The sequence below is a fragment of the Arthrobacter sp. P1_D12 genome, from assembly GCF_056406175.1.
In genome coordinates this window covers 46,341-71,315 of sequence record NZ_JBFUAR010000017.1, presented here as the reverse complement: position 1 = coordinate 71,315, position 24,975 = coordinate 46,341, and the positions used below count along the sequence as shown (strand labels likewise).

The following is a 24,975-nucleotide window of genomic DNA, read 5'->3' as shown; positions in this document are numbered from 1 at the left end:
GGAATGGGTCAACCTGATCGCGCTGGCCGTGAACGAGGAAAACGCCTCCGGCGGCCGCGTCGTCACCGCCCCGACCAACGGCGCCGCCGGCATCATCCCGGCCGTGCTCTACTACGCGCTGCACTTCGCCCCCGGCATGGATAAGGCCACCCAGGCCGACCGGGACGACACGATCGTCAGGTTCCTGCTGACCGCCGGCGCGATCGGGGTGCTCTACAAGGAGCAGGCCTCCATCTCCGGCGCGGAGGTCGGCTGCCAGGGCGAGGTGGGCTCGGCGTCCTCGATGGCGGCCGCCGGCCTGGCCGAAGTCATGGGCGGCACGCCCCAGCAGGTGGAGAACGCCGCGGAAATCGCGATGGAACACAACCTGGGCCTGACCTGCGACCCGATCGGCGGGCTCGTCCAGGTCCCGTGCATCGAACGCAACGCGATCGCCGCCGCCAAGGCCATCAACGCCGCCAAAATGGCGCTCTGGGGCGACGGCACSCACCGGGTGTCCCTGGACGAGGTCATCGTGACCATGCGCGAAACCGGCAAGGACATGAGCTCCAAATACAAGGAAACCGCAATGGGCGGCCTCGCCGTCAACGTCGTGGAGTGCTAGGAAGCTGACCGCCGGGGCTGAGGTGGCGCTGGCCGGCCGCTCCGGCCAGACGGCCTACAACTAGCGCCTGCAGCTGTGCAGGCCCTAGTTGTGCAGTGCCGCCCAAAGGTTCAGCGAGGATGCGTACACGATCCACGACAGGTAGGGCAGCATCAGCAGTCCTGCCGTCCGGCTGATCGGTCCGAAGAGCACAACCGTCACGGCCACGGCCACGGCCAAAGCCACGATGATCCCGAACGCGATCCACAGCGCCGGCGTCCCGAACGCCGGGTACAAGGCGAAGAAGACCGGCGTCCAGAGCAGGTTCAGCCCCAACTGCACGCCGTAGGCTGTCAGGGCCGCTTTGGACCCCGGGGCGCGGCTGCGCCAGACCAGCCACGCCGCGACGGCCATGGCGGCGTACAGGACCGTCCAGACGGGCCCGAAGACCCAGTTCGGCGGGGACCACGGGGCCTTGTCCGCGGTGGCGTACCAGCCGTTGACGTGGTTGGCCGTGGCTAGGCCGCCCAAGGCCGCAACGAGCGCCGACGCGCCGAGGAACAGCAGCAGCGCGACCACCTGGGAGAAGCCGCCGCCCGCGCCGCTTCCGACGCCCTTGGAGTGGCCGCCGGGCGCCCCGGGACGGTCTTCCAGCGGTTGTTGCTGAGCGTGCATGAGACCAGCGTAACCGCCTGACCCGGACCGGCGGCAGGGTGCGGACCGATAGACTTGGGGCTGCATGTCCGCATGCCGCCGAAGCTCGTACCGCAATGATTGGATACCGCACCCTTGCGAGAATTCACTGCCCGTTTTGCCTCTGCCGAAGAGATTGCCAACTGGGATGCCCACGTCACCGCGAACCCCAACGGCGGCAATCTCCTGCAATCGGAAGCCTTCGCCGAGGTCAAACAGCACTTTGGCTGGAAGCCCTTGCACCTGGTGTACGAGTCGGCCGATTACACGAGCTACAACCTGGTCCTTGAGAAGTCCTTTCCGGTCCTCGGCAAGCTCTGGTACCTGATCAAGGGACCCGACGTGGCGTCGGTCGAGGACATCCCCGGGATCGTCGCGGCGAACGCGGACTTCGTCAAAAGGGCCAAGCTGGGCGTCTTCGCGATCAAGATCGAACCGGATGTTGTCCTGTCCGACGACGCCGCGCGGATCCTTGAGGGGGCCGGCCTGGTCAAGACCCACAACCTGCAGCCGAACGACTCCACGGCGCTGCTCGATATTGCGCCCGAGGAAAACCAGCTGCTGCGCAACCTGCACTCCCGGGGCCGCAACGCCGTGCGCCGCGCCATCCGTGAGGGCGTGGAAGTCCACAACGTCGAGCCCACGGAAGAGAACTTCCGGGCCATGTATGCCCTGATGACCACCACGGTGGAAGCCAAGTCCCAGGTCCGGGTGCGCGAGTACGAGTACTACCGCCAGTTCTGGACCAACTTCCTGGCCCGGGACCAGGGCAGGCTGCTCTTCGTGTACGAAAACGGGGTGCCCTCGGTGGGCGCGTTCGTGATCAACTACGGCCGCAAGGGAACGTACAAGGACGGCGGCTCCCTGCAGAAGCGTGGCCAGTACGGTGACTCGCACCTCGTGCAGTGGACCGCGATCAACCAGGTCAAGGACCTCGGCTGCACCGAATACGACTTCTGCGGCACGCCCCCGAGCGACAAGCTCAAGGACACGTCGAACCCGTTCCATGGGCTGGGGCTCTTCAAGACCAGCTTCAGCAAGACCGTGACCGACTTCGTCGGCTGCTATGACCAGGTCCTGAGCCCGCTGAAGTACAAGGCATGGATGACGGCGGGGGAGCGCGTCGCACGCCAGGTCTACACCCGGCGCACGGGCCAGCAGTTTTACTAACCGAGCCAAAGACAATCAAGGTCAGCCAAGGACAATGAGGAGGCCGGAATGAACAACGGAACCGACGGCCACCGCAGGCCACCCACGGACGACCTGCCCCGGACCCAGCCAATGTCGGCCATGCAGGTGCGCCAGAACGCCGCCGCCAAGAGGATGCTGCGCCGCCTGGTCCAGGGCGAAAACCCGCCCACCGCGCCGATGAGCATCGTCGACCGGCTCGCCGGCAGCCCCTACGCCAACCCGATGATCCAGGTTGGCGGGGTGGACGCCGCAGCCCGCAAGACCATCGACTTCGCCCTGAAGCTGGCCGAATCCATGTTCCGGTACGGCGCCGGCGCCCTCGAGGTCGAGACCAGCATCATCGCCATCACCGCCGCGCTTGGCCTCAAGAACATCGAGGTGGACATCACCAACCAGTCGGTGGCCATCAACTACGCACCCAAGGACCAGACGCCCATCTCACTGCTGCGCGTGGTGCGGTCCTGGACCAACAACTACGCGGGCCTCTCGCAAGTGCACCAGCTGGTGACGGACATCGTGGCCGGCGGTGTCGGCCGCGAGGAAGCCGTGCGCCGGCTTGAGGACATCACCCGCAGCGCGAAGCCGTTCCCGCGGTGGATGGTCGCGGTGGCCTTCGGCGTGTTCTCTGCCGTTTTCGTCGGTGTCCTGGGCGGCGGACTGGGCGCCTCGATCGTCGCGTTCCTCTCCAACCTTCTGGTCAGCCTGCTGGCCCGCCAGCTGGGCCGCTGGCGTACGCCGGACTTCTTCATCACTGCCTCGTGTTCGTTCCTGGTGACCATCATCGCCCTGCTGCTGTGGCGCTTCGGCAGCCCGCTGGGAGTGCAGATTGCCCCCGAAATCGTGGTGGTCGGCGGGATCCTGCTGCTCCTGCCGACGGGACGCCTGGTGTCCTCGGTACAGGATGCGATCAACGGCTTCCCCGTCACGGCGGCCGGCCGGTTCCTGTCCACCATGCTGACGTTCGGGGCGCTGGTCGCCGGCATCGCCGTCGGGTTCGTCGTGGGGGACATGACCGGCATGGATCCCATAGACGTCACCAAAACATTCCCGCCCAAGTATGACTTATGGGTGATCGTCATCCTGATCGCCATCGCGGTGCTGATGATCGGCATCACGGAACAAACCAGCTGGAAGCTGCTGCTGCCGACGGCGGCCGTGGGGGTGGTGGGCTACCTGGTTCTCATCGGCGGCGACGCCCTGGGCATCGGCTCCCGCTTCGCCCCGGCCCTTGCTGCCGTGGTGATCGGCCTGCTGGCCCGCGTCGTGGCCCTCCGGATGGGCGCCCCACAGTTGGTGGTGGCCGTTCCCGCCGCCCTGATTCTGCTCCCCGGGCTCACTATATTCCGGTCGATGTATGTATTGACCATCGAGGAATCGGAGATTCTCATGGGCGCCGGCGGCATGCTCAACGCCGGGGCCATCGTGCTCGGTGTTGCTGCCGGCATCGTGCTCGGCGACACCCTGGCGCGGCCCCTGACGCGGAGCCTGGCGAGCAACGAACGGCGCAGGGCCCGCCGCCGCTAGATCTTACGAGGAATGGCCGCCCGGTTCCCCGAAGGCGCCGGGTTTCCCCACTTTTGCCGGGACGCGACGGCGTGTCCCGGCGTCGTGGCGGCAAAGGTGGGGAAACTCCGCAACGCCAAATCTCGCTCTGTCAGATCTTGCGCCGTCAGATCTTGCGCCGTCAGATCTTGCCTATCGGCAGCTTCTTCTCCGCCTGGAAGTCGTCCTCCACCCGGCCCTTGGCCCAGTAGCCCGAGAGGGACACCTGGGCCCGCTCCAGCCCGCGCTGCACGTAGAACACGTCCCGGAGGCCCTTCATGTAGCCCCGCTCGCCGTGGGCAAAGACCTGCACCCGGCCCTCGGGCCACTCGGCATCGCGCACCGCCGTGACCAGCAGTTCGCTCTCACCGGCGGGGGCGCCGCCGCGCAGCAGCCAGCGCAGTTCGACGCCGGCCGGCCCGGCGATGGCCTGGACGTCGGCGTCGCTGTCCACTTCGAGCAGGGCGAGGCCGCGGGCATCCTCCGGCAGGGATTCGATCGCGGCGCCGATGGCCGGCAACGCTGATTCATCGCCGGTAAACAGGTACCAGTCCGCGGCCGGATCCGGGTTGTACCCGCCGCCGGGGCCGGTGAAAGTCAGGCGATCGCCGGGCTGGGCCGAAGCCGCCCAGGGGCCGGCGAGCCCCTCGTCGCCGTGGATCACAAAGTCAATGGCCAGTTCCTGCGCCGCCGGGTCCACCCAGCGGACCGTGTAGGTCCGGGTGTGCGGCCACTGACTGCGCGGCATGGTTTCCCGGATGGCCCACAAATCCAGCGGATCCGGGTATTCGACGCCGGGTTGCGGAAAGACGATCTTGACGTACCGGTCCACATAGTCGTTGTTGACGAACCCGGCGAAGCCAGGGCCCCCGGCGATGATCCGGACCATGTGCGGGGAGAGCTGTTCCCTGCGCAGGACCCTCAGATCGGTCTGGGGGCGCGAGTTCCGGGTGGCGGTGGTGGCTGCGGGGACGGATGTCATGCAGCTAAGCCTAACCATGAACCCCCGGCGGGAGCTTTGCGCGTAGGCCTGTTACGGCAACGGCGGAAGCTCCCAGTCGACCGTCCCGTTGCCTTGTTCCAGCAGCAGGGCGTTGGCCCGGCTGAACGGCCGGGACCCGAAGAAGCCGCGCGAGGCCGATAGCGGGCTGGGGTGGGCGCTGGCGATCACGGCGGCGGACCCCAGCAGCGGCCGCACGGACTCGGCATCCTTCCCCCACAGGATCGCCACCAGGGGGGCATGGCCCGCACCGGAAACGGAGGAGCGGCCGGCGACGGCCCGGATGGCCGCCGCCGTCACAGCCTCCCAGCCCTTGTTCCGGTGCGAGCCCGCCGCGCCGGCACGGACGCTGAGCACCCTGTTGAGCAGCAGTACGCCTTGGTCCGCCCAGTGGCTGAGGTCTCCGTGGACGCGCGGGGGGAAGCCGAGATCGGCCTGAAGTTCCTTGTAGATGTTTGCCAGGCTGCGGGGGATCGGCCGGGTGGCGCCGTCCACGGCGAAGGACAACCCCACGGCGTGCCCCGGCGTCGGATACGGGTCCTGGCCCACCACCAGCACGCGGACGCCGGCCAGGGGCTGCCGGAAAGCCCGCAGCAGGTTTGCCGGCGAGGGCAGTACGCCGTGCCCGGCGGCCACTTCGCCCGCGACAAAGGCGAGGGCTTCGCGCAACTGCGCGTCCACCGGCGCCAGCGGCTCCGCCCAGTCAGGAGCAACCAGCGCGTCCAGCGGCCGGCGCGCCAGGTCCTCGAAACTGAGGGCGTCCGCGGCTGCGGGCTCCAGCTCGAACAGCGCGTCGGGTTCACTGGCGGGGTCAAACTCGGTATCAAACACAGCACCCATTCTTCCCCAGCTGCGCCCCGTTTCTGCGCCCGCCCGAATGACAACCCTGTCATTCGGCCGTAGCATGGGGACTGACTTTTTACCGGATCCAGCCAGGTCTTTCGGAATCAACCAGGAGTGTGTCGTGGCCGAAACAGCGCAGGAGCACGTGCTCGCGGGGGATTCCGCCGTCTTCCCAACCGCCGGCACGGGCCTGGACGGGGTGTCCGCGGAGTCTGCGCTGAGCGCCCGCGACCAGCAGATGCTGTCCTTGGAGCGGCAATGGTGGAAGTACGCCGGGGCCAAGGAACAGGCCATCCGCGAGCTGTTCGATCTGTCCGCCACGCACTACTATCAGATCCTCAATGCCCTCATCGATACCGAGGATGCGCTGGCCCACGATCCCATGCTGGTCAAGAGATTGCGTAGACTACGTACATCACGCCAACGTGCCCGCACTGCCCGTCGTCTGGGAACAGATTCGTAAAGTCGCGTCACGAGCAGCCGGATCTGCACGTCCTGTTGCGTCCGTTCCGGCCTTGGGCACCCCGTATGAAATCAGCAAGGACGTCGTTTTACCATGACCAAATACGCTCGGGATGAATTTGATCGGGTCCCGGAGACCTCTACCCGGCAGGGAGTCCACCGGGCCGTCGCGGCATCGCGGCGGCGGAGCCTGGCGCCGATCCTGGCAGCCGGCTGCGTAGCCCTGGCCATCGGCCTGGTGGCCTTCCTGATCCTGCCGAAGCTCGGCTTCTCCGCAGGCCAGGCCGCGGCCGTGACCGCCGGTGGCAGCGCGTCCGCATCTGCCAGCAGCACCCCGTCCGCCACGAGCACCGTGAGCCCCAGTCCCACGCCGACGAGCCCGGACCCGGCCGGCACGGACGCCGCCGCCGCGCCGGCGGCTTCGCCGTCAGCTACGCCGAGCGCCACAGCCGCCGCTGTCGACAAGACGCAGCCGGTGACGATCTACAACGCGACCACCACCGCCGGCCTCGCCACCCGCGTCGGCGGCACCGTCACCTCCGACGGCTGGGTCCTGGGCGAGACAGGCAACTGGGGCGGTGTCCCGCAACAGACGTCGGTGATCTTCTACAGCGGCGTCGAGCAGAAGGACAATGCGGAGGCACTCGGAGCCCTCCTCGGCGTCGACACCCTCGTCGACTCTGCCGAGTTCAACAGGCCCCTTGTCGTCGTGCTCGGCCCCGGCTACCAGTAGCCAATCCGGTTACGCCTCAATAACTATTAGGCGGCGGCCCTGCCCGCCGCCGCCGTTCCTGGGGGACGCTGTGGGTACAGTATCTGCGGATTTCTCTTCGCAGTCCGCGGCGCACATCGAGGTGGGCCGCACGCAAGCTAGCTGAAAGTGTGGACACAATGGCACTGGGAACCGTCAAATGGTTCAACGCCGAAAAGGGCTACGGCTTCATCACCGTGGACGGGTCCGAGAACGACGTCTTCGTGCACTGGTCCGCGATCGTCGGGGAAGGCTACCGCGCCCTGGACGAGGGCCAGCGGGTGGAACTGGAAGTCGGCGAGGGCGAAAAGGGCCCGCAGGCCGAAAGCGTCCGGCCCGCCTAGTGGTACTGGCTGCCGTCACGAACGCCCCAAGGAACGCGGCCGGGCGCCGCGGAGGACATTTGCCGTTGGGCCGCGCCCTGGCGGCGGGCACAGTAGCGGCCCTGGCCCTGACGGGCTGCCTGGGCCCCGCGGGCAGTGCCCGCGTGGCCAGCGCGGACGCCAGCGGTGACGGCACCCTGCGCATCGGCCTGATCCTGGACAACACGGGCAAGCAGAACTTCCTCAACGCCTCCGAGCTCGCGGCGGCCAAACTTGCCGTCAAGGAGATCAACGCTGCTGGCGGCCACAAAGGCAAACCGGTGGAGCTGCTGCCGGAAACCATCAGCACGGACACCGCCGCCCAGGCGAAAGCGCTGGTTGCCGCCAAGGCCGACGTCGTGATCGGCCCGACCGATTCCAGCCGTGCCCCGGCCGCCATCGACGTGCTGGCCAACGCCAAAGTAGCCGTGATCTCCCCGGCCAACACCGCCGCCGCGCTCAGCAACTACAAGAGCGGCGGCTACTATTTCCGCACCTCGGCCGCCGACATCGCCCAAGCATCCGTCCTCGCCAAACTGGTCAAAGACGGCGGCGCCAGGACCTTGGCGGTGCTGCATGAGGAAGGCGACTACGGCAAAGACGTCGCCGCCGCCGTCGGCGGCGCGGCGAAACAGTCCGGACTGGAAGTCGTGGCGGACGCGGAGTTCACCCCCGACCAGGCGCAACAGGCTGCCGCCGCCGCCAAAGCCGCCAACCCCGACGCCGTCATCCTGGTCTCGCGCGACGGCGCACAGGGCGCCATCGCCGAGCTGAACAATGTCGGCCTCGCCGGCAAGAAGCTGGTCCTCAGCGACGGAGCAGTCAGCAAGTACGGTTCTGGCCTGGGCGCCCGGGCGCTCGAGGGTGCACGCGGGATCCTGCCCGGCGTGTTTCCCTCCGCCGCCTTCCAGGCGGACCTCGTGGCCGTTGATCCCGGGCTGAAGGACATGGTGTTCGCCGCCGAGACGTACGACGCCGTCGTCCTGGCCGCCGTCGCCGCGGCCGCCGCAGAGGACGACGCCGGGACCTCCATCGCAGCGTCCCTCGTCGCGGTCTCCGGCGGAACCCCCGCAGCAGGCGGAACCGGGGCCGGCGGCAGCCAGGCGCCCAGCGAGTCATGCACGAGCTACAAGGACTGCGTCGGCGTCCTCCGGGCAGGCCAGCGGCCCGACTACGACGGCCAGTCCGGACGGATCAACTTTGATGCCCACGGCGACATTACCGAAGCGAACTATATGGTTTCGACTTACGGCGAGGACAACCTGCCCACGGTGGACGGCACGGAAACCGCGAGCAGCAGCGGTAGCTGATCGCTCGTAGCGTATTGTGCCCGCGTGGCGGCCGGTTCCGGCCGGCCACTGCTTGCACTCTCCCCGGGGGAGTGCTAATTATTGATTTAGCACTCCAGCGCACTGACTGCTAACACGACGCCCGGTCCGCCCGGCCGCGAAGTGGGGCAGCCGGTCCAGGAGCTAAAGAAACACCTTGCTGGGGTGAGATCCCGGACCCGGCGGCATACAGAGGCCGCGGGGTAGGGATCGTCCGTCGCGGGCACCACAGCGAAGGTTCATTCTTAACGACTGTCCCGAAAGGACTACTGCCGTTATGGCCAAGATCATTGCATTTGATGAAGAGGCACGCCGCGGTCTTGAGCGGGGCCTGAACATCCTCGCCGACGCCGTCAAGGTCACCCTCGGCCCGCGGGGACGCAACGTCGTCCTCGAAAAGAAGTGGGGCGCCCCCACGATCACCAACGATGGTGTTTCCATCGCCAAGGAGATCGAGCTGGACGATCCCTACGAAAAGATCGGCGCCGAGCTGGTCAAGGAAGTTGCCAAGAAGACGGATGACGTCGCAGGCGACGGCACCACCACGGCAACCGTGCTGGCACAGGCCCTCGTCAAGGAAGGCCTGCGCAACGTCGCGGCCGGCGCTGACCCGCTGTCCCTCAAGCGCGGCATCGAGAAGGCTGTTGACGCGGTCACCGTCGAGCTCCTGGCCTCCGCCAAGGAAATCGAGACCAAGGAAGAGATCGCCGCCACCGCGTCAATCTCCGCCGGCGACAACGAGATCGGCGCCCTGATCGCCGAAGCCCTCGACAAGGTCGGCAAGGAAGGCGTCATCACCGTCGAGGAGTCGAACACGTTCGGCCTCGAGCTGGAGCTGACCGAAGGCATGCGCTTCGACAAGGGCTACATCTCCGCCTACTTCGTCACCGACGCCGAGCGCCAGGAAACGGTCCTTGAGGATCCGTACATCCTGATCGTCAACTCCAAGATCTCCAACGTCAAGGAACTGGTTGCTGTCCTGGAAAAGGTCATGCAGTCCAACAAGCCGCTGCTGATCATTGCCGAAGACATCGAGGGCGAGGCCCTGGCCACCCTGATCGTCAACAAGATCCGCGGCACCTTCAAGTCCGTCGCCGTCAAGGCTCCGGGCTTCGGCGACCGCCGCAAGGCGCAGCTGGCCGACATCGCCATCCTCACCGGTGGCCAGGTCATCTCCGAGGAAGTCGGCCTCAAGCTTGAGACCGCCGGACTCGAACTCCTTGGCAAGGCCCGCAAGGTTGTTGTCACCAAGGACGAGACCACCATCGTCGAGGGTGCAGGCGACGCCGACCAGATCGCCGGCCGCGTGTCCCAGATCCGCGCCGAGATCGAGAACTCCGATTCCGACTACGACCGCGAGAAGCTGCAGGAGCGCCTGGCCAAGCTGGCCGGCGGCGTTGCAGTCATCAAGGCCGGCGCCGCAACCGAGGTCGAGCTCAAGGAACGCAAGCACCGCATTGAGGACGCCGTCCGCAACGCCAAGGCTGCTGTCGAAGAGGGCATCGTCGCCGGCGGTGGCGTTGCCCTGATCCAGGCCGGTGCCAAGGCATTCGCGAACCTGCAGCTCTCCGGTGACGAAGCAACGGGCGCGAACATCGTCCGCGTTGCCATCGACGCCCCGCTGAAGCAGATCGCCTTCAACGCCGGCCTCGAGCCTGGCGTCGTCGTGGACAAGGTCCGCGGCCTGCCCGCAGGCCACGGCCTCAACGCCGCCACCGGCGAGTACGTCGACCTGCTGGCCGCCGGCATCAACGACCCGGTCAAGGTAACCCGCTCTGCCCTGCAGAACGCGGCTTCCATCGCCGGCCTCTTCCTCACCACCGAGGCCGTTGTAGCCGACAAGCCCGAGAAGGGTGGCGCCCCGATGGGCGGCGGCGACGACATGGGCGGCATGGGCGGCATGGGCGGTTTCTAACCACCCGCGCCAGCCATCACCGGCTGTTCGACGACGGCGGTCCCACCTTCGGGTGGGGCCGCCGTCGCCGGTTAAACGCTGTCCCTGTCCAAGGGAGCGTCGGTGGGCGTCGGCGGGTTCTGGCAGGATAGGTCAGTGACGATTACAGCAGCGGCCGACGGTTCGGCCTTAGGAAATCCTGGCCCGGCCGGCTGGGCCTGGTACGTGAACGACGACTGCTGGCGGGCCGGCGGATGGCCCCACGGCACGAACAACCAAGGCGAACTGATGGCGGTGCTGGACCTGTTCCGGGCAACGGCGCACATGCCCGGGGAAGACCTGCTGATCCTGTGCGACAGCCAGTACGTCATCAACGCCGTGACCAAGTGGATGCCCGGCTGGAAACGCAAGGGCTGGCGCAAAGCCGACGGCAAGCCGGTGCTGAACGTGGACCTCCTCAAGGACATCGACCAGGCGCTCGTGGGCCGCAAATACACCTTCGAGTGGGTGCGGGGCCACGCGGGGCACGAGCTCAACGAGGCGGCGGACGTCCGCGCCCGGGCAGCGGCCACGGCCTACCAGCAGGGCGTGGCCGTCCGGCAGGGTCCCGGGTTCGGCACCCCGGAGGGCGAACCGCCAGCGGGCAAGACACCGCAGGGCAAGACACAGCAGGACAAGACACCGCAGGGCGAGACACAGCCCGCCGCCCCGCAGCCCGACGCCCAGCCCGCCGCCGCCCCTGCGGCCCCGATCCGGCCGCAGGCAACCCCGGCGCCAGCCGGCCAGCAGGAACTCTTTGGCGCGCCGGGGACCTACGACGAACCGGACCTCTTCAGCGAACTCGAAGAAGAACCTGCCGTGGACCTGGCGGAGGCCAGCGCCGAAGCCGTCGTCGAGTCCCTCGAACGCGAACTGCTCCGCCCCGAAACCCGGGCGGACCTGGGCCGCACGGGCGTGCTGCTCCACCCGGACTTCACCGAAATCGGCAGCTCCGGCCGGATCTGGACCCGCGACGCCATGATGATGTCACTCGAGGACAACCCGGGCGGAGCCGTGGAGCTGGAATTGTTGGGAGCGGACCGGCTGGGTGAGAAGACCATCATCCTGACCTACCGCAGCCACACCCGTGAGGGATCGGCCCTGCGCAGCTCCCTGTGGGTCCTTGAAGGCGCGCAATGGCGCCTCCGCTTCCACCAGGGCACACCCGAGGCCTGAGGGCGCGTGCGGCTCACGTGAAGCGCTGCGCATTTCCCAGTTCCGCCTGCGCATAGGTGGCGGCAGCGGAGTTCAGCGCGAGGTTGATGGACGCCAGGGACGCCTCGACCCTGCCCTGGGTCAGCGTCCACTCGGCCACGAGGGTTTGGAAATTAGTCGCCGCGGAGCCCCGCCAGCTGCCCTGGAGCTCGTCCAGCCCCCGCTTCATGGCGTGGACGTCCGCGCTGATCCTCTCCACCGTGGCCTGGACGTTGGCGGACTTCAGCTGGAGGAGTTCCGTATCGACGGAGATGATGCTCATGGAAATGCCTCTCGAATGCTCGGGAGGCGGCCGCGGCCCGGCGGAGCACGGTGAACGTCAGCGGGTCAGCGGTGAGGTATCGCGATGACATTTTCGGTGAGAGCCGGCGGGAAGCGGCTGCCTCATCCGGATCTTCCGGACACCACGAGCGTAGGCGGGCGGCGCGCCGGCCGGACACCGGCGTCGGCCCCTATGTGGATAAGTCCGCTGTGGACCGTTCCGTGGCCTCTTCGTCCAGGAGCGGGATGCTGACCACCAGCGTGGCACCGCCGCCGTCGGTCTTCCCGACCCGCACGGACCCGGAATGCGAGCCGACGATGGCGGCCACGATCGCCAGGCCAAGTCCGCTGCCGCCGGTCTCCCTGGTCCGGGAGGTGTCGGCCCGGTAGAAGCGCTCGAAAATACGGGCCGCCTCCTCATCCGGAACCCCCGGTCCGTGGTCCCGGACCTCGATCACGGACTGCCGTGTTCCGTCCGGTGCGGTCCGGACCCCGACGCCAATTTCGACTGGGGTGCCCTCCGGCGTGTAGCGCAGGGCATTGCCGACCAGGTTGCTGACCACTTGGCGCAGTTTGGCTTCGTCGCCCAGCACCGGGGCGGCGGCCGGGGCCGCGCCGTCAATCCCGGTGAGGGTGATGGTGCGGCTGCGGTCGCTCGCCTGGGTGTCCACCACGGCGTCGTTGGCCAGCAGCAGCAGGTCGGCGGGTTTCTGCTGCAACGGCCGCTGTTCGTCGATCCTGGCCAGCAGCAGCAGGTCTTCGACCATGGCTCCCATGCGTTTGGCTTCGCTTTCGATCCGCCCCATTGCCGTGGCCACGTCTTCCGGAGTGGACAACGCCCCGTGCCGGTACAGCTCGGAGAACCCGCGGATGGTCACCAGCGGGGTTCTCAGTTCGTGCGAGGCGTCGGCGGCGAAGCGCCGCATCCGCGCCTCGGACGCCATCCTGGCGGCGAAGGCCGTCTCAATGTGCGCGAGCATGGCATTGAGCGAGCTCCCAAGCCGGCCCACCTCCGTGCCCGGGTTTTCCACCTCCACACGCTGGGACAAGTCTCCCGCGGCGATCGCGGCGGCAGTCTTCTCCACCCGCGCCAGCGGCCGGAAGGACCGCGAAACAGTCCAGGTGGCAATGAAGAACGCCAGCACGAGCGTCAGCAGGCCCACGCCCACCACCACCAGGGCAGCGTGTTCCATCACCGAATCCACGGGGTCCAGCGGCAGCCCGATCACCACGACGGCGCCGCGGTTGTTGTTGTCCACCACGCTGACGGCCACCACCCGCCAGTTGCCGCCCTCGGATCCGCGGACCTGGAACGGCATCTGCTGGCGTTCCCGGGCCTCGACCGAGGAAAAGGTGCTGAGCGCGGGGTGGGACTCCTTGTCGCCGCCGAAAGTGTAGGGCGGAAGACCGGGGCTGAAGAGCATCAGCGAGTAGTCGGTGGGAACGGTGGAGTTGGTCTCCTGCAGCTGGCTGAAGGACTGCTGCTGCCGCGCGGATTCGACGGCGGCCCGGAGCTTGTCATCCACCTGGCCCTGCAGGAAGCTGTGCAGCAGCGTCAGCGTGCCCGCCCCGGTAGCCGTGAGGGCCACCAGCATGAGCGCCATCATGATGGCCACGAGCTGCGAGCGCAGCGACGCCGATTTCCAGCGGTACAGCAAGGTCAGCGCTTCTCGGCAGTCCGCAGAACGTAGCCGACGCCGCGCTTGGTCTGGATCAGTGCCGGGGCATCGGGATCGATATCCACTTTGCGGCGCAGGTAGGAGATGTAGGACTCCACGATCGAGGCGTCGCCGTTGAAGTCGTACTCCCATACATGGTCGAGGATCTGGGCCTTGGACAGGACCCGGTTCGGATTGAGCATGAGGTAGCGCAGGAGCTTGAATTCCGTGGGCGAAAGCTCGATCACGGTCCCGCCGCGGCGGACCTCGTGGGCGTCGTCGTCGAGCTGGAGGTCATCGACCCGGATCACGGCGTCGTCGTCCACTTGGGGTTGGGTGCGCCGGAGTACCGCGCGGATGCGGGCCACCACCTCGTCGAGGCTGAACGGTTTGGTGACGTAATCATCCCCGCCCACGGTCAAGCCGGTGACTTTGTCCTCGGTGTCGTCCTTGGCCGTGAGGAACAGGACCGGGAAGTGCTTGCCGGCGGCGCGCAGGCGGCGGGTAACGGTGAAGCCGTCCATGTCCGGCAGCATGACGTCCAGCACCGCCAGATCGGGGGAGTGCAACTCAGCAGCAGCCAGTGCCTCGCGTCCGCTCCCGGCCGAGACGACTTCGAAACCAGCGAAGCGCAGGGACGTGGAGAGCAACTCGCGGATGTTCGGTTCGTCATCGACGACAAGCAGCTTGGCTTCGGGACCGTTCTTCTTCATGTTCCCATGATGCTCCCAGACTCTGGGAGTTTTCTGAATGGAGGTTGTGTGTTGCATGGCCGCATCCCCGGCACCCGCCTAGCCCGCGGTGCCCACGTCCTTGGCGTCCATGATCCGGTAGGCGTACCCCTGCTCGGCGAGGAACCGCTGCCGCTTCGCGGCGAAATCCTGGTCCAGGGTGTCCCTGGCCACGAGCGAATAGAACCGGGCGGAGCGGCCGTCCTTCTTCGGGCGCAGCAGCCGGCCCAGGCGCTGCGCCTCCTCCTGGCGGGACCCAAATGAACCGGAGACCTGGATCGCGACCGACGCCTCGGGCAGGTCGATGGAGAAATTGGCGACCTTGGACACCACCAGGGTCTGCACCTCGCCGGCGCGGAACGCGTCGAACAGCCGCTGGCGCTCCTTCACCGACGTGTCGCCCTTGATCACCGGCGCGCCCAGGCGCTCGCCGATCTCGTCGAGCTGGTCGATGTACTGCCCGATCACCAGGAGCTGTTCCCCGGCGTGTTCGGCGACGAGTTCTTCGACCACCCGGGTCTTCGTCTCGGAGGTGGCACACAGCCGGTATTTGTCGGCGTCCTCGGCCATGGCATAGGCCACCCGCTCGTCGCGGGGCAGGTCCACCCGGACTTCCACGCAATCGGCCGGGGCGATGTAGCCCTGGGCCTCGATGTCCTTCCACGGCGCGTCGTAGCGTTTCGGACCGATCAGGCTGAAGACCTCGCCCTCCCGGCCGTCCTCCCGCACCAACGTGGCGGTCAGCCCGAGCCGTCGGCGGGCCTGCAGGTCCGCCGTCATCCGGAAGATCGGCGCGGGCAGCAGGTGGACCTCGTCGTAGATGATGAGGCCCCAGTCGTTGCCGTCCACGAGCTCCAGGTGCGGGTACAGCCCGCCGCGCTTCGTGGTCAGGACCTGGTAGGTGGCGATCGTGACCGGCCGGACTTCCTTGACGAAGCCGGAGTACTCGCCGATCTCCTCCTCGGTCAGCGACGTGCGTTTGAGGAGCTCGTCCTTCCACTGCCGCGCGGCGACGGTGTTGGTCACCAGGATCAGTGTGGTGGTGGAGCTGGTGGCCATGGCGGCCGCCCCGACCAGCGTCTTGCCGGCGCCGCAGGGAAGGACGACGACGCCGCTGCCGCCGGCCCAGAAGTTCTCCGCGGCCAGTTGCTGGTAGGGCCGCAGCTTCCAGCCCGATTCGTTGAGCATGATGGGGTGCGGGGTGCCATCCACGTAGCCGGCCAGGTCCTCGGCCGGCCAGCCAAGCTTGAGCAGCAGCTGCTTGAGCTGGCCGCGCTGGGAGGAATGCACCACCACCGTCTCGCCGTCGATCCGTGGCCCGAGCAACGGGGCGATCTTCTTGGCGCGGCTGACTTCCTCGAGCACCGGGTAGTCGGAGGTGCGCATGACCAGGCCGTGCTGCGGGTCCTTCTCCAGCCGGAGCCGGCCGTACCGGGACATCGTCTCTTCGACGTCGATCAGCAGGGAGTGGGGCACGGGGAAACGGGAGTACGTGAGCAGGGTGTCCAGCACTTTTTCGGCGTCCAGCCCGGCGGCCCGGGCGTTCCAGAGCCCCAGCGGCGTCAGCCGGTAGCTGTGCACATGCTCCGGGGCCCGTTCCAGCTCGGCGAACGCCGCGATGGCGTGCCGGGCCTCCGTTGCGAGTTCGTGGTCGACCTCCAGCAGGATGGTCTTGTCACTCTGGACGATCAGGGGCCCGTCATTCACTGGAACAATTCCTCTGTAGCTTCTACGTCGATAATGCGGTGGATGGACAGGACCCGCTCGATCTCCTTGTCCGGATCGAACACCCGCACCCGCCCGCCATTCACAGCTACCGGAACAACCGTCTCGCGGGTGGCATTCCCCATGCTGTCCACGACGTTCATGATGACCCGCTGCCTGAGGCGGATCGCCTTCAGCAGGGTCTCGAGGCCCAGCTGGGTCGCTTCCTCGCTGCCCGGTGCCGCCGGCGGGTGGGCGCCGGMGCCCGGCGCCCGGGACCCGTTGGTGCGCAGCACGGCCAGTTGGGCCTCGATGTCGGCCTCCGGCGGAGCGGTCCGCGGGGCCGTGTAGACCGGCCGGCCGCTGCCGGGCGCAGGGGTGCTGCGGCGCAGCCGGACGATCGCGGAGGCAGCTTCCTCCAGGACCGGGGCGAGCCCCAGACCCCGGAGGGCCTGAGCGGTTTCCCGGGGCGCGGCGTGGGAGACGACCACGGTGGGCGCGATGCGCACCAGCCCGAGGCCGGCCGCGGCCGGGGCGTTGAGCAGTTCCAGCAGGGCAGCCTCGTCCTCGCTTTGGATAAAGCTGGCCGCGGCCCCCACCCGGAGCCGGGAATGGCGCGCGGCAGTGTCTTCGATGAGGTACTGGAGGGGCTGCGGGATGGCGGTGGCTGAATGCTGGCGCAGGAAGTCCAGCATCGCCGCGGCGTCCTGGCCGGCGTCGAGGGCACGGCGCACGGAGGTGACGGAGAACCGGTAGATGGTGGCCGGTCCCTGCCCTTCGGCCGTGGCCATGGTCAGGAGCCGTTCGCTCAGTTCGGGGTCGAGGTAGCCCGGCGCCACCGCCGTCAGGTCCGCCTGCAGCAACACATGCTGCAGGGCCGCCGGCAGGTGTTCGCCCAGGATCCCCAGGGCGTCGTCCGGCTGCTCGGCGGCGATCGCGGCGCCCAGCTGGCTCAGCGCCCCGGAGCCGATCAGGCCGAGCATCTCGGCCTCCGCGAGGATGCCGCGGATCAGCGAGCTGAAGCGCCTGGCCATCCGGGGCTGCGTCCACTCGGCACGCTCCAGCACAGCGGCGGCATCGAGGACCGGGGCCTGCCCGTCGGGCGCCACGGCCTCAAGGGTGAGTTCGTGCAGGATTTCCAGGACCCTTTTGCGGACCACCGGGGCGTCCGGCCGCTGCGCCTCGGCGGAAAGCGCATTGATCGTGGTCCCTGCCGGGCCCCGGTGCCCTGCCGGGCCCGGGGCGGCAGCATTCACCGGCTGGCCCACGAGGGACGGTGCGCGCTCGCTGGCCAGCCAGGCGTTGACCAGCCACAGCCACTGCTCCTGCCTCGGCAGCGACAGCCACTCCAGCTGCGGCGGCTGCACCCACGCAGAACTGTCGACGTCCAGCCGCAGCAGACCGGCCATTCCGCAGAGCTCCGCGAGGACACCGGCCTCGTGCACTTCCATCCGCAGGGAATCCGCCAGCCGCTTCATCTCCCGGACCCCGACGCCCCCGCTGCGCAGCGTCGCCAGCGGCTGTTCGCGCACGGTGTAGAGCACTTCGCCCACGAGCCGCAGTGTCTCGGCGATGGCGCCCAACGCGGCGTTTCGGCGCAACCCCGCGCTCGTGTTGCCCAGCCGGGGGACGGGCGGCGTGAGCGAAAAGTTCTCGATGACAAACCCGCCGCGCAGCGACACCCCGACGCTGTGCGGCAGTTCGACGTGCGCGGCGTCCAGCGGTACCAGCAGCCCGCGCGCCAGCAACCAGTCCACGGGGCCGACGTCGGCGCCTTCGTGGAGCACGGACGCCCGGCGCTGCGCCTGCGGGACGGCGCCCATGGCCCAGTTCCCGAACCGGGCCAGAAGGGCAGCGGTCCGGTCCGGTGCGGTGGCCAGGATTTGCTGGAGCGATTCCGGTGTTGCCGTCCAGTGCTGCAGGGACAGGGCGGCTTCCATCGGCGTCGTGGCGGGGGAGATGGACGCCCCGGCGCGGTGAAGTTCCCCCACCAGCTGCACCACGCGCTGTGCAAAAGCAGGCTGGAGCCGCACAAGTTCGGTGTAGCTGCGCCCGAGCCCCGCTGGGTAGATGCCAATCACGTCCTTGAGGCTGCCGACCGGAAGGTAGTGGCGCTGCTTGGCGGCGGCGGGGGTCGCGCCGTGCGGCGGATCGGCGCGGTGGACGAGGGCCAGTTCCTGCAGGGAATGGAGGAGCCGGTCGACGGCGGCAACCGAGGAGCCGTTGATCAGTTTCTTCAGCATCGCCGCCGACGCGCTGTGCCCGGTATCGGCGTTGGTGCACAGGTGCAGGGTTTCCAGGACCTGCATCTGCGGGCGGTTGAGCCGTTCGAGTGCCCGCTGCACGCTGACGCGTCCGCTGGCGCGGGCGGCGAGGGCGGCGAAGTCCGGGACGCCGGGAGAAATCAGGTCCGGCCGCGCGGAGAACAGGGCCCGCAACGATTCGTCGCTTCGTGCCTGAAGTTCCTTGCTGAGCGCGCGGATGAGGGACATCGCTCCAACGTTACCTTTCGCCGGGCCCGCGCGGGCGGCGCCGGGCTGCCACCGCGTCGACAACGAGCGCCAGCATGAGCAGGAATGCCACCGGGAGGCCGTAAAGGGCCGTCGAGGTAATCCAGGCCGGCGCCACGGCATTGTTGAAGGCCATGGCCATGACAGCGCCGACGGCAACGAGGGACAGCACAGCAAGGGTGGCCGCTACGATCATCAAAGGCCGCCGGTAACGCGTCAGTGTCATGGGGGCAACGCTAACAGTCCGGCATCGCCCGCGCCTCAAGCCGTTAAAGTGAACCAGGCAGGATAACCTTGGAGATACAGACCAACACGGTCCGGGCAGTCATACCCTGAACCCGCGTATCCATGCGGATGCGGTGACCGCCGGCCGTGTCCCCGCAGAACGAAGAAGGTTGATTACGTGCCTACCGGCAAGGTCAAGTGGTATGACAAGGAAAAAGGCTTCGGATTCCTCGCGGGCGAGGACGGCCAGGAAGTCTTCCTGCCCAAGTCCGCGCTGCCCGAAGGCATTACGGAGCTCAAGGCCGGCACGCGTGTTGAATTTGGTGTAGCCGACGGACGCAAGGGTGCCCAGGCCCTGGGCCTGCGCGTGCTGGACAAGACGCCGTCCATCGCCAAGGCAAAGCGGCCCAGCGCCAGGGACCTTGCCCCGCTGGTCCAGGACCTCGTCAGCGTGCTGGACAACCTGTCCGGGACCCTGTCCGCGGGCAAGTACCCGGAAGGCAACAAGGGCAAGGCGATCGCAGCGGCCCTCCGTAAGGTTGCCGACGAGCTGGACGTATAAGGCTTTTGATGACTCAGGAACCTGATCAGTTGCCAGCGCCGGATGCCGGAGCCGCAGCGCCCGCCGGGGCCAAAGCAACCGGCTCCAAGCAGGGAATCCGCCCGCGCGCCGGCGTGCCCGTCTGGCGCACCGGCAAGCCTGACGCCTTCCTGGCCGCCGCCGTCGACGCCGCCCGCACCGCGGTGGAGGGCATTGCCCCCGCCGAGCAGATCGGCGAGCACCTCGGTGCCCGGAGCGAGGGCGACCGCCTGGTGACCCACCTGTTCGAATCCAGGCTCCCTGGATACCTGGGCTGGCAGTGGTACGCCGTGCTGACACGCAACTCGCGCTCCAAGGTGGTCACGGTGGACGAACTTGGCCTCCTGCCCTCCGAGGACTCCATCCTGGCACCGGCATGGGTTCCGTGGGCCGAACGGGTCCGCCCGGAAGACGCGCAGGCTGACGAGGCTGCCGAGGCGCCGTCCGGTTCCGAAGCGCCGTCCCAGGCGTCCGACGCCGACCAGCAGGATGACCCCGACGCCGACGCCGACCCCGACGCCGACCCCGACGACGACACCGACGACACCGACGACGCCGACCCCGACGACGCCGACGACGCCGAGCGGGAACGCTCAACGGGCGAGGCCGACTAGCGGTTGGGAGCGTCCGGGAGCGTGTCTGGGGAGGGCTGGGGCTGATGTCCACGTTCAAATCCCTGCACATCCTGAACTACCGGATCTGGTTCGTCGGCGCCCTTATTTCCAACGTTGGCACCTGGATGCAGCGCACCGCCCAGGACTGGCTGGTGTTCGCCCACCTGACGGCGCACGATGCCGGGGCGGTGGGAATCACGATGGCCCTGCAGCTGGGCCCGCAACTCTTCCTGGCACCCGTGGCCGGACTGGTCGCCGACCGGTTCAACCGCAAGCGGCTCCTGGTGCTGACCCAGTCCGCCATGGCGCTGCTGAGCGCGGGGCTGGGCATCCTGGTGGTCACGGGCGCGGCGCAGCTCTGGCACGTCTACGCCTTCGCCCTGATGCTCGGGGTGGTCTCGGCCCTGGACGCCCCCGTCCGGCAGACCTTCGTCTCGGAACTGGTCCAGGACGACTACCTCCCCAACGCCGTGGCCCTGAACAGCGCGTCTTTCAATGTTGCCCGGATGATCGGTCCGGCCGTCGCCGGCGTGCTCACGGCCGTCGTCGGGCCCGGCTGGGTCTTCCTCATCAATACGCTCACCTTTGTGCCCCTGTTACTGAGCCTGGCGAAAATCCCGTCGTCGTCGCTGCGCCGGCTGCCGCGGGCACCGGCGGGCAGGGGCAGGATCCGGGAGGGGCTGCGCTATGTGAGGTACCGTCCGGATTTGGTCGTGGTGCTGGTGGCGATCTTCATCCTGGGAACCCTGGGGCTGAATTTCGCCCTGTTCATCGCGGCCATGGTGGGGACCGAATTCGGCCTGGACGCGGGGGCCTTCGGCCTGATGAATTCGATCATGGCCATCGGATCCGTCGCCGGGGCCCTGCTGTCCGCCGGGCGCGGCAAGCCACGGCTGCGGGTCATCTTCGGGGCGGCCGCCGCCTTCGGCGTGACCTCGGGCATCGCAGCCATGGCCCCGAACTACTTCTGGTACGGCGTCGCACTTGTGCCCGTGGGGCTGTTCGCAATCACCATGATGACGAGCGCCAACGGATACGTCCAGACCACGACAGAGCCCGTAATGCGGGGCAGGGTGATGGCCCTCTACATGGCGATCTTCATGGGCGGAACTCCCCTTGGTGCGCCGCTCGTCGGCTGGGTGGCAAACACCGCCGGCCCCCGCTGGTCCATGGCGGTCGCGGCAGGCGCCGGCCTGCTGGCAGCCCTGATCGGGCTGGTGTGGATCATCCGCGCGAAGCACCTGCGGCTCCACTTCAACCGCCGCGCCCACGGGCTGCGGTACTTCCGCGTCGAAAGCCGGACCGGCCCGGCCGGTGCCGGCCGGGACGCGCGGCCGGAGGCACAGCAGGGCGGACGGACCTGAAACGACGACGGCGCCGTCACGGCTTAGGTTCCCAGGGGCCGTGACGACGCCGGACGCGGGGCTACTTCTTCAGTTCCGCCACGACGAAATCGATGCACTCGAGCAGTGCCGAGACATCGTCGGGCTCGATCGCCACGAAGGTGGCGATGCGCAGCTGGTTGCGGCCCAGCTTGCGGTACGGCTCGGTGTCGACGACGCCGTTGGCGCGGAGCACCTTGGCGATGGCCGCGGCGTCGATCGATTCGTCGAAGTCGATCGTGGCGATCACGTTCGAGCGGTCCTCGGCCTTGGCCACGAACGGCGTGGCGTATTCGGACGCTTCGGCCCAGCGGTAGATGCGGCCGGCAGAATCCGCGGTCCGGCCGGCGGCGAAGTCCAGGCCGCCGTTGGCGTTGAGCCACTGCACCTGGGCGTCCAGGGTCACCAGGGTGGCCAGCGCGGGGGTGTTGTAGGTCTGGTTCAGCCGGGAATTGTCGATCGCCGTCTGGAGGTCAAGGAAGTCGGGAATCCAGCGGTTGCCGGCCTTGATCCGTGCCGCCCGTTCCAGCGCGGCCGGGGAGAACAGGCCCAGCCACAGGCCGCCGTCGGACGCGAAGTTCTTCTGCGGCGCGAAGTAGTACACGTCCGACTCCGCCACGTCCACGTCCAGCCCGCCCGCGGCCGAGGTCGCGTCCACGAGCACCAGCGACCCCTCGTCGGCGCCGGCCACCCGCTGGACGGGGGCGGCAACGCCGGTTGAGGTCTCGTTCTGCGGCCACGCATAGACGTCGACGCCGGCCTCCGCCCGGGCGGTGGGGCGGGTGCCGGGTTCGGCCTTGATGATGGAGGACTCGGCAAGGAACGGCGCCTTGTTGGTGGCGGAAGCGAACTTCGAGCCGAACTCGCCGAAGGACAGGTGCTGCGCCTTGTTCTCCACGAGCCCGAAGCTGGCAATGTCCCAGAACGCGGTGGATCCGCCGACGCCCAGCACCACTTCATAGCCTTCCGGTGCCCGGAAGAATTCGCTGAGGCCGCTGCGCACCGAGCCGACCAGGTTCTTCACGGGCGCCTGGCGGTGGGAGGTCCCCAGCAGCTTCGACGATGCCGCGGCCAGGGCGTCCATCTGTTCCGGCCGGACTTTGGACGGGCCGGCGCCGAACCGTCCGTCCTTGGGCAGGAGGTTGGCGGGGATCGTGATGCTGGTGTCGCTCACAGTGGCTCCAATTTTCGGCTGGTTCGTAGCGTGGCTGGGAGGTGGCGGGCAGGGATGGCTACCACGGACACCCCTCTTCATTCTGCCTGTCTTATTTTGCCTGACAGCTCCCGGCGATACAGAAAAAGGCCTGTCATAGTCCGGTCATTGAGACGCCGGGGACGGCCGGCCGGCTGGGGCTGGGACAATAGCTTCAGGTCGATCGAAAGATTATCCGGAGTAATTCAAAATAGGCTAGGCTGGCATGCGAACGTACGGCGGTTCCCGCCTGGGCGCATCCTGCATGCAGCCCGCACGCGGTACGGTGGGAATGACGCTAGGACTGCGCTCGAGGAGCTGAGCTGAATGACGGATCTGATCGATACTACGGAGATGTATCTTCGGACCATTCTGGAACTTGAAGAAGAAAACATCGTTGCCCTCCGCGCCCGCATCGCCGAACGGCTCCGCCACTCCGGCCCCACTGTGTCCCAGACCATCGGCCGGATGGAGCGCGACGGGCTGGTGGTTGTTTCCGGCGACAGGCACCTTGAACTGACGGAAACCGGACGGAAACGTGCAATCGGTGTCATGCGCAAGCATCGTCTGGCCGAACGCCTCCTCGCGGACGTGATCGGGCTCGACTGGGCCTACGTCCACGAGGAAGCGTGCCGCTGGGAACATGTCATGAGCGAACGTGTCGAGCGAAGAATCTTCGAGATGCTCAACCACCCGACAGTCTCGCCCTACGGAAACCCTATTCCGGGGCTTGCGGATCTTGGCGGCGTGCCCAATGGCGCCCCCGTGGACAGGCCCGTGAACTTGCTGGAGGCCATGGCCGGCTACGGGGCAACTTCACGGGTTACGGTCAACCGGCTCGCGGAGCCGATCCAGGTGGAGCCGGAGCTTCTGGCCCAGCTCGACGAGGGCGGAATCAGGCCTGGCGCGCTGGTCTCGCTGGAGCGGGTGGGGGAGTACATCTCGGTCCGCGTCCCCGATATCGAAGGTGCCCTGGAGCTGCCGCCCGAGGTTGCCGCGCACGTCTTTGTAACAGTCGCCTGACCAGCCACTACGCGCCGGTCATGGGACGACCCATGAGTTGTCCACAATTGCGGTTACGGATTTATTACCGGGCGGCTTAATCGCCTATAGTTAGTGCCCAGTACCGATACCAAAGCGTTACCTGATCCGAAGCCGAGCCCTGCCAGCGGATCAGTCGCAGAACTACCTCCTGGCAGGGGCGGGGGAACCACTTTCGGCTGCTACTTCGGCAGCCTTGGGGTGAAGTCCGTCAGCGGCAAGCAGCTTCCACCGAAGGATCCCCTGGGGATGCCTCTGTGCTTGGCTGCTTGCAACGGCGGACCGGGTCTTTGATCTCTCTGACCCGAATCCGACAGCTAACTTCGCAGGCCATCCAGAGAGGAACCGTTCTTGACCACCCAGACCGCCAGGGGCCGTCGCCGCGCGACCGGTCCCGCTCCGGAGCCGCGTCCCGTCGTCGCACACACGGCCGAACGCCCGCGGGACGTGCACCGCGATGAACGCCGTCGCCGTCGCAGTCCGTTCCGCCAGGTCACGGACTTTGCCGCGGCCAGCGGAGTCGGGCAGAAGGCCGGGATCGCACTGGCCGCAACTGGTCTGGTTCTGACTGTGACGGTCCCCGTCACGAGCCCGGTGATGGCTTCGAATCCGGGAGAATCCGGCGCGCTCTCGGCTGCCGTGCAGCCGGATGTCACCGCTGCCGCTGCCGCCAAAGTCGACTTCAACCGCACGGCCGTCACCACGAAGGGTGATCCGGACGGGAAACTCAAGCAGCTGCTGAGCGCCCAGTCTGTGGGCACCATCACCCGCGCGGCATCGGCCGGCACCCTGGGTGCGCCGCTCGACCAGCTGGTCACGGCCTCGCCCTTCGGCTACCGCGTCAGCCCCATTACCGGGGGCGCGGGGGAGTTCCACCGCGGCCAGGATTTCGCCGCCCAGTGCGGCACGGCGGTCCACGCGGCCGCCAGCGGCACCGTGACCTTCAACGGCTGGCATCCCTTCGGCGGGGGGAACCGCGTGGTCATCGATCACGGCAACGGACTGGAGACCACGTACAACCACCTGTCCTCGGCCTCGGTCAAGGTCGGCCAGAAGGTTTCCCGCGGTGACGTCGTCGCCATGAGCGGGACCACCGGCGCCTCCACCGGCTGCCACCTCCACTTTGAAGTGATGGTCAACGGCGAAGTCGTTGACCCGCTCGGCTGGCTCTAGA

At 67.8% G+C, this 24,975-nt stretch carries 24 protein-coding genes and 1 riboswitch; of the genes, 14 read left to right on the top strand and 10 right to left on the bottom strand.

Annotated elements, in window-relative coordinates:
* Positions 1 to 604: L-serine ammonia-lyase (locus tag AC1DZV_RS14110; RefSeq protein WP_476953950.1), on the top strand; the 604-nt coding region annotated here is incomplete at its 5' end.
* An 84-nt stretch (positions 605 to 688) separates the two neighbouring features.
* Here the strand turns inward: AC1DZV_RS14110 and AC1DZV_RS14105 are convergent.
* Positions 689 to 1,258 (bottom strand): TspO/MBR family protein, encoded by a 570-nt coding sequence (locus AC1DZV_RS14105; protein ID WP_476953949.1) that lies wholly within the window; start codon positions 1,256 to 1,258, stop codon positions 689 to 691.
* Positions 1,259 to 1,372: 114 nt separating this feature from the next.
* Here AC1DZV_RS14105 and AC1DZV_RS14100 point away from each other — a divergent pair, with 114 nt between their 5' ends.
* Both AC1DZV_RS14100 and AC1DZV_RS14095 read left to right on the top strand, forming a co-directional pair.
* Positions 1,373 to 2,446, top strand: a complete 1,074-nt coding sequence (locus tag AC1DZV_RS14100; RefSeq protein WP_476953948.1) for a lipid II:glycine glycyltransferase FemX — start codon at positions 1,373 to 1,375, stop codon at positions 2,444 to 2,446.
* Positions 2,447 to 2,494: 48 nt separating this feature from the next.
* On the top strand, positions 2,495 to 3,991 hold the full coding sequence (locus tag AC1DZV_RS14095) for a threonine/serine exporter family protein (RefSeq protein WP_476953947.1): 1,497 nt from the start codon (positions 2,495 to 2,497) through the stop codon (positions 3,989 to 3,991).
* 160 nt (positions 3,992 to 4,151) lie between these two features.
* On the opposite strand, the gene AC1DZV_RS14090 is transcribed toward AC1DZV_RS14095, so the two are convergent.
* Positions 4,152 to 4,991, bottom strand: a complete 840-nt coding sequence (locus AC1DZV_RS14090) for a siderophore-interacting protein (RefSeq protein WP_476953946.1) — start codon at positions 4,989 to 4,991, stop codon at positions 4,152 to 4,154.
* A 51-nt stretch (positions 4,992 to 5,042) separates the two neighbouring features.
* Complete coding sequence (locus AC1DZV_RS14085; RefSeq protein WP_476953945.1) at positions 5,043 to 5,849, bottom strand: uracil-DNA glycosylase; 807 nt, start codon at positions 5,847 to 5,849, stop codon at positions 5,043 to 5,045.
* Between the two features lie 124 nt (positions 5,850 to 5,973).
* Between AC1DZV_RS14085 and AC1DZV_RS14080 the strand changes: the two genes are divergently transcribed.
* From AC1DZV_RS14080 to AC1DZV_RS14055, 6 genes are all read left to right on the top strand, one after another.
* Complete coding sequence (locus tag AC1DZV_RS14080) at positions 5,974 to 6,315, top strand: DUF3263 domain-containing protein (RefSeq protein ID WP_476952070.1); 342 nt, start codon at positions 5,974 to 5,976, stop codon at positions 6,313 to 6,315.
* 93 nt (positions 6,316 to 6,408) lie between these two features.
* Positions 6,409 to 7,047 (top strand): LytR C-terminal domain-containing protein, encoded by a 639-nt coding sequence (locus tag AC1DZV_RS14075; protein ID WP_476952069.1) that lies wholly within the window; start codon positions 6,409 to 6,411, stop codon positions 7,045 to 7,047.
* Between the two features lie 158 nt (positions 7,048 to 7,205).
* Complete coding sequence (locus AC1DZV_RS14070; protein WP_026266832.1) at positions 7,206 to 7,409, top strand: cold-shock protein; 204 nt, start codon at positions 7,206 to 7,208, stop codon at positions 7,407 to 7,409.
* A 59-nt stretch (positions 7,410 to 7,468) separates the two neighbouring features.
* On the top strand, positions 7,469 to 8,737 hold the full coding sequence (locus AC1DZV_RS14065) for an ABC transporter substrate-binding protein (protein WP_476953944.1): 1,269 nt from the start codon (positions 7,469 to 7,471) through the stop codon (positions 8,735 to 8,737).
* A gap of 295 nt (positions 8,738 to 9,032) precedes the next feature.
* Positions 9,033 to 10,670 carry a chaperonin GroEL gene (gene groL / locus AC1DZV_RS14060; RefSeq protein ID WP_079555368.1) on the top strand — a complete coding sequence of 546 codons (1,638 nt, stop codon included), beginning with the start codon at positions 9,033 to 9,035 and terminating at the stop codon, positions 10,668 to 10,670.
* Between the two features lie 135 nt (positions 10,671 to 10,805).
* The gene (locus AC1DZV_RS14055; protein ID WP_476953943.1) at positions 10,806 to 11,864 is read left to right on the top strand and encodes an RNase H family protein; all 1,059 of its coding nucleotides are present in this window, start codon (positions 10,806 to 10,808) and stop codon (positions 11,862 to 11,864) included.
* Positions 11,865 to 11,877: 13 nt separating this feature from the next.
* Here the strand turns inward: AC1DZV_RS14055 and AC1DZV_RS14050 are convergent, their stop codons facing one another.
* The 6 genes from AC1DZV_RS14050 to AC1DZV_RS14025 all read right to left on the bottom strand — a co-directional run bounded on the left by AC1DZV_RS14050 (position 11,878) and on the right by AC1DZV_RS14025 (position 18,993).
* Complete coding sequence (locus AC1DZV_RS14050) at positions 11,878 to 12,165, bottom strand: WXG100 family type VII secretion target (protein WP_026538909.1); 288 nt, start codon at positions 12,163 to 12,165, stop codon at positions 11,878 to 11,880.
* A gap of 190 nt (positions 12,166 to 12,355) precedes the next feature.
* Positions 12,356 to 13,822, bottom strand: coding sequence for a sensor histidine kinase (locus AC1DZV_RS14045; RefSeq protein WP_223914293.1), 1,467 nt, complete (start codon positions 13,820 to 13,822; stop codon positions 12,356 to 12,358).
* Between the two features lie 2 nt (positions 13,823 to 13,824).
* Complete coding sequence (locus AC1DZV_RS14040) at positions 13,825 to 14,535, bottom strand: response regulator transcription factor (RefSeq protein WP_018775770.1); 711 nt, start codon at positions 14,533 to 14,535, stop codon at positions 13,825 to 13,827.
* Positions 14,536 to 14,613: 78 nt separating this feature from the next.
* Complete coding sequence (locus AC1DZV_RS14035; protein WP_476953942.1) at positions 14,614 to 16,260, bottom strand: DNA repair helicase XPB; 1,647 nt, start codon at positions 16,258 to 16,260, stop codon at positions 14,614 to 14,616.
* The gene (locus AC1DZV_RS14030) at positions 16,257 to 18,749 is read right to left on the bottom strand and encodes a helicase-associated domain-containing protein (RefSeq protein WP_476953941.1); all 2,493 of its coding nucleotides are present in this window, start codon (positions 18,747 to 18,749) and stop codon (positions 16,257 to 16,259) included. Before AC1DZV_RS14030 ends, AC1DZV_RS14035 begins: the two co-directional genes overlap by 4 nt.
* A gap of 10 nt (positions 18,750 to 18,759) precedes the next feature.
* Positions 18,760 to 18,993, bottom strand: coding sequence for a hypothetical protein (locus AC1DZV_RS14025; RefSeq protein WP_079555362.1), 234 nt, complete (start codon positions 18,991 to 18,993; stop codon positions 18,760 to 18,762).
* A gap of 177 nt (positions 18,994 to 19,170) precedes the next feature.
* Between AC1DZV_RS14025 and AC1DZV_RS14020 the strand changes: the two genes are divergently transcribed.
* Genes AC1DZV_RS14020 through AC1DZV_RS14010 form a run of 3 tightly spaced genes read left to right on the top strand, consistent with a single transcriptional unit; the run spans position 19,171 to position 21,550 of the window.
* Positions 19,171 to 19,554 carry a cold-shock protein gene (locus tag AC1DZV_RS14020; RefSeq protein WP_018776003.1) on the top strand — a complete coding sequence of 128 codons (384 nt, stop codon included), beginning with the start codon at positions 19,171 to 19,173 and terminating at the stop codon, positions 19,552 to 19,554.
* A gap of 8 nt (positions 19,555 to 19,562) precedes the next feature.
* Entirely contained in the window at positions 19,563 to 20,186 is a 624-nt protein-coding gene (locus AC1DZV_RS14015) for a DUF3027 domain-containing protein (RefSeq protein ID WP_476953940.1), read from the top strand.
* Between the two features lie 44 nt (positions 20,187 to 20,230).
* Positions 20,231 to 21,550: an MFS transporter gene (locus tag AC1DZV_RS14010; protein WP_476953939.1), complete on the top strand. Its 1,320-nt coding sequence runs from the start codon at positions 20,231 to 20,233 to the stop codon at positions 21,548 to 21,550.
* 61 nt (positions 21,551 to 21,611) lie between these two features.
* Here AC1DZV_RS14010 and serC read toward each other — a convergent pair whose 3' ends face one another.
* Complete coding sequence (serC, locus tag AC1DZV_RS14005) at positions 21,612 to 22,742, bottom strand: phosphoserine transaminase (protein WP_476953938.1); 1,131 nt, start codon at positions 22,740 to 22,742, stop codon at positions 21,612 to 21,614.
* A 345-nt stretch (positions 22,743 to 23,087) separates the two neighbouring features.
* On the opposite strand from serC, the gene AC1DZV_RS14000 reads away from it, so the two are divergent.
* Both AC1DZV_RS14000 and AC1DZV_RS13995 read left to right on the top strand, forming a co-directional pair.
* Complete coding sequence (locus AC1DZV_RS14000) at positions 23,088 to 23,783, top strand: iron-dependent transcriptional repressor DtxR (protein ID WP_476952061.1); 696 nt, start codon at positions 23,088 to 23,090, stop codon at positions 23,781 to 23,783.
* A gap of 150 nt (positions 23,784 to 23,933) precedes the next feature.
* Positions 23,934 to 24,148, top strand: a riboswitch (cyclic di-AMP (ydaO/yuaA leader).
* A gap of 4 nt (positions 24,149 to 24,152) precedes the next feature.
* The gene (locus AC1DZV_RS13995) at positions 24,153 to 24,974 is read left to right on the top strand and encodes a M23 family metallopeptidase (protein ID WP_476952060.1); all 822 of its coding nucleotides are present in this window, start codon (positions 24,153 to 24,155) and stop codon (positions 24,972 to 24,974) included.
* Position 24,975: the final 1 nt, after the last annotated feature.

What these genes read in the sequence shown, in the direction of transcription:
- AC1DZV_RS14090 (WP_476953946.1), bottom strand. Translation starts at nt 4,991, where the DNA reads ATGACATCCGTCCCCGCAGCCACCACCGCCACCCGGAACTCGCGCCCC.
- AC1DZV_RS14025 (WP_079555362.1), bottom strand. Translation starts at nt 18,993, where the DNA reads ATGACACTGACGCGTTACCGGCGGCCTTTGATGATCGTAGCGGCCACC.
- AC1DZV_RS14050 (WP_026538909.1), bottom strand. Translation starts at nt 12,165, where the DNA reads ATGAGCATCATCTCCGTCGATACGGAACTCCTCCAGCTGAAGTCCGCC.
- AC1DZV_RS14075 (WP_476952069.1), top strand. Translation starts at nt 6,409, where the DNA reads ATGACCAAATACGCTCGGGATGAATTTGATCGGGTCCCGGAGACCTCT.
- AC1DZV_RS14070 (WP_026266832.1), top strand. Translation starts at nt 7,206, where the DNA reads ATGGCACTGGGAACCGTCAAATGGTTCAACGCCGAAAAGGGCTACGGC.
- AC1DZV_RS14105 (WP_476953949.1), bottom strand. Translation starts at nt 1,258, where the DNA reads ATGCACGCTCAGCAACAACCGCTGGAAGACCGTCCCGGGGCGCCCGGC.
- groL (WP_079555368.1), top strand. Translation starts at nt 9,033, where the DNA reads ATGGCCAAGATCATTGCATTTGATGAAGAGGCACGCCGCGGTCTTGAG.
- AC1DZV_RS14015 (WP_476953940.1), top strand. Translation starts at nt 19,563, where the DNA reads ATGACTCAGGAACCTGATCAGTTGCCAGCGCCGGATGCCGGAGCCGCA.
- AC1DZV_RS14095 (WP_476953947.1), top strand. Translation starts at nt 2,495, where the DNA reads ATGAACAACGGAACCGACGGCCACCGCAGGCCACCCACGGACGACCTG.
- AC1DZV_RS14000 (WP_476952061.1), top strand. Translation starts at nt 23,088, where the DNA reads ATGACGGATCTGATCGATACTACGGAGATGTATCTTCGGACCATTCTG.
- AC1DZV_RS14040 (WP_018775770.1), bottom strand. Translation starts at nt 14,535, where the DNA reads ATGAAGAAGAACGGTCCCGAAGCCAAGCTGCTTGTCGTCGATGACGAA.
- AC1DZV_RS14085 (WP_476953945.1), bottom strand. Translation starts at nt 5,849, where the DNA reads ATGGGTGCTGTGTTTGATACCGAGTTTGACCCCGCCAGTGAACCCGAC.
- AC1DZV_RS14010 (WP_476953939.1), top strand. Translation starts at nt 20,231, where the DNA reads ATGTCCACGTTCAAATCCCTGCACATCCTGAACTACCGGATCTGGTTC.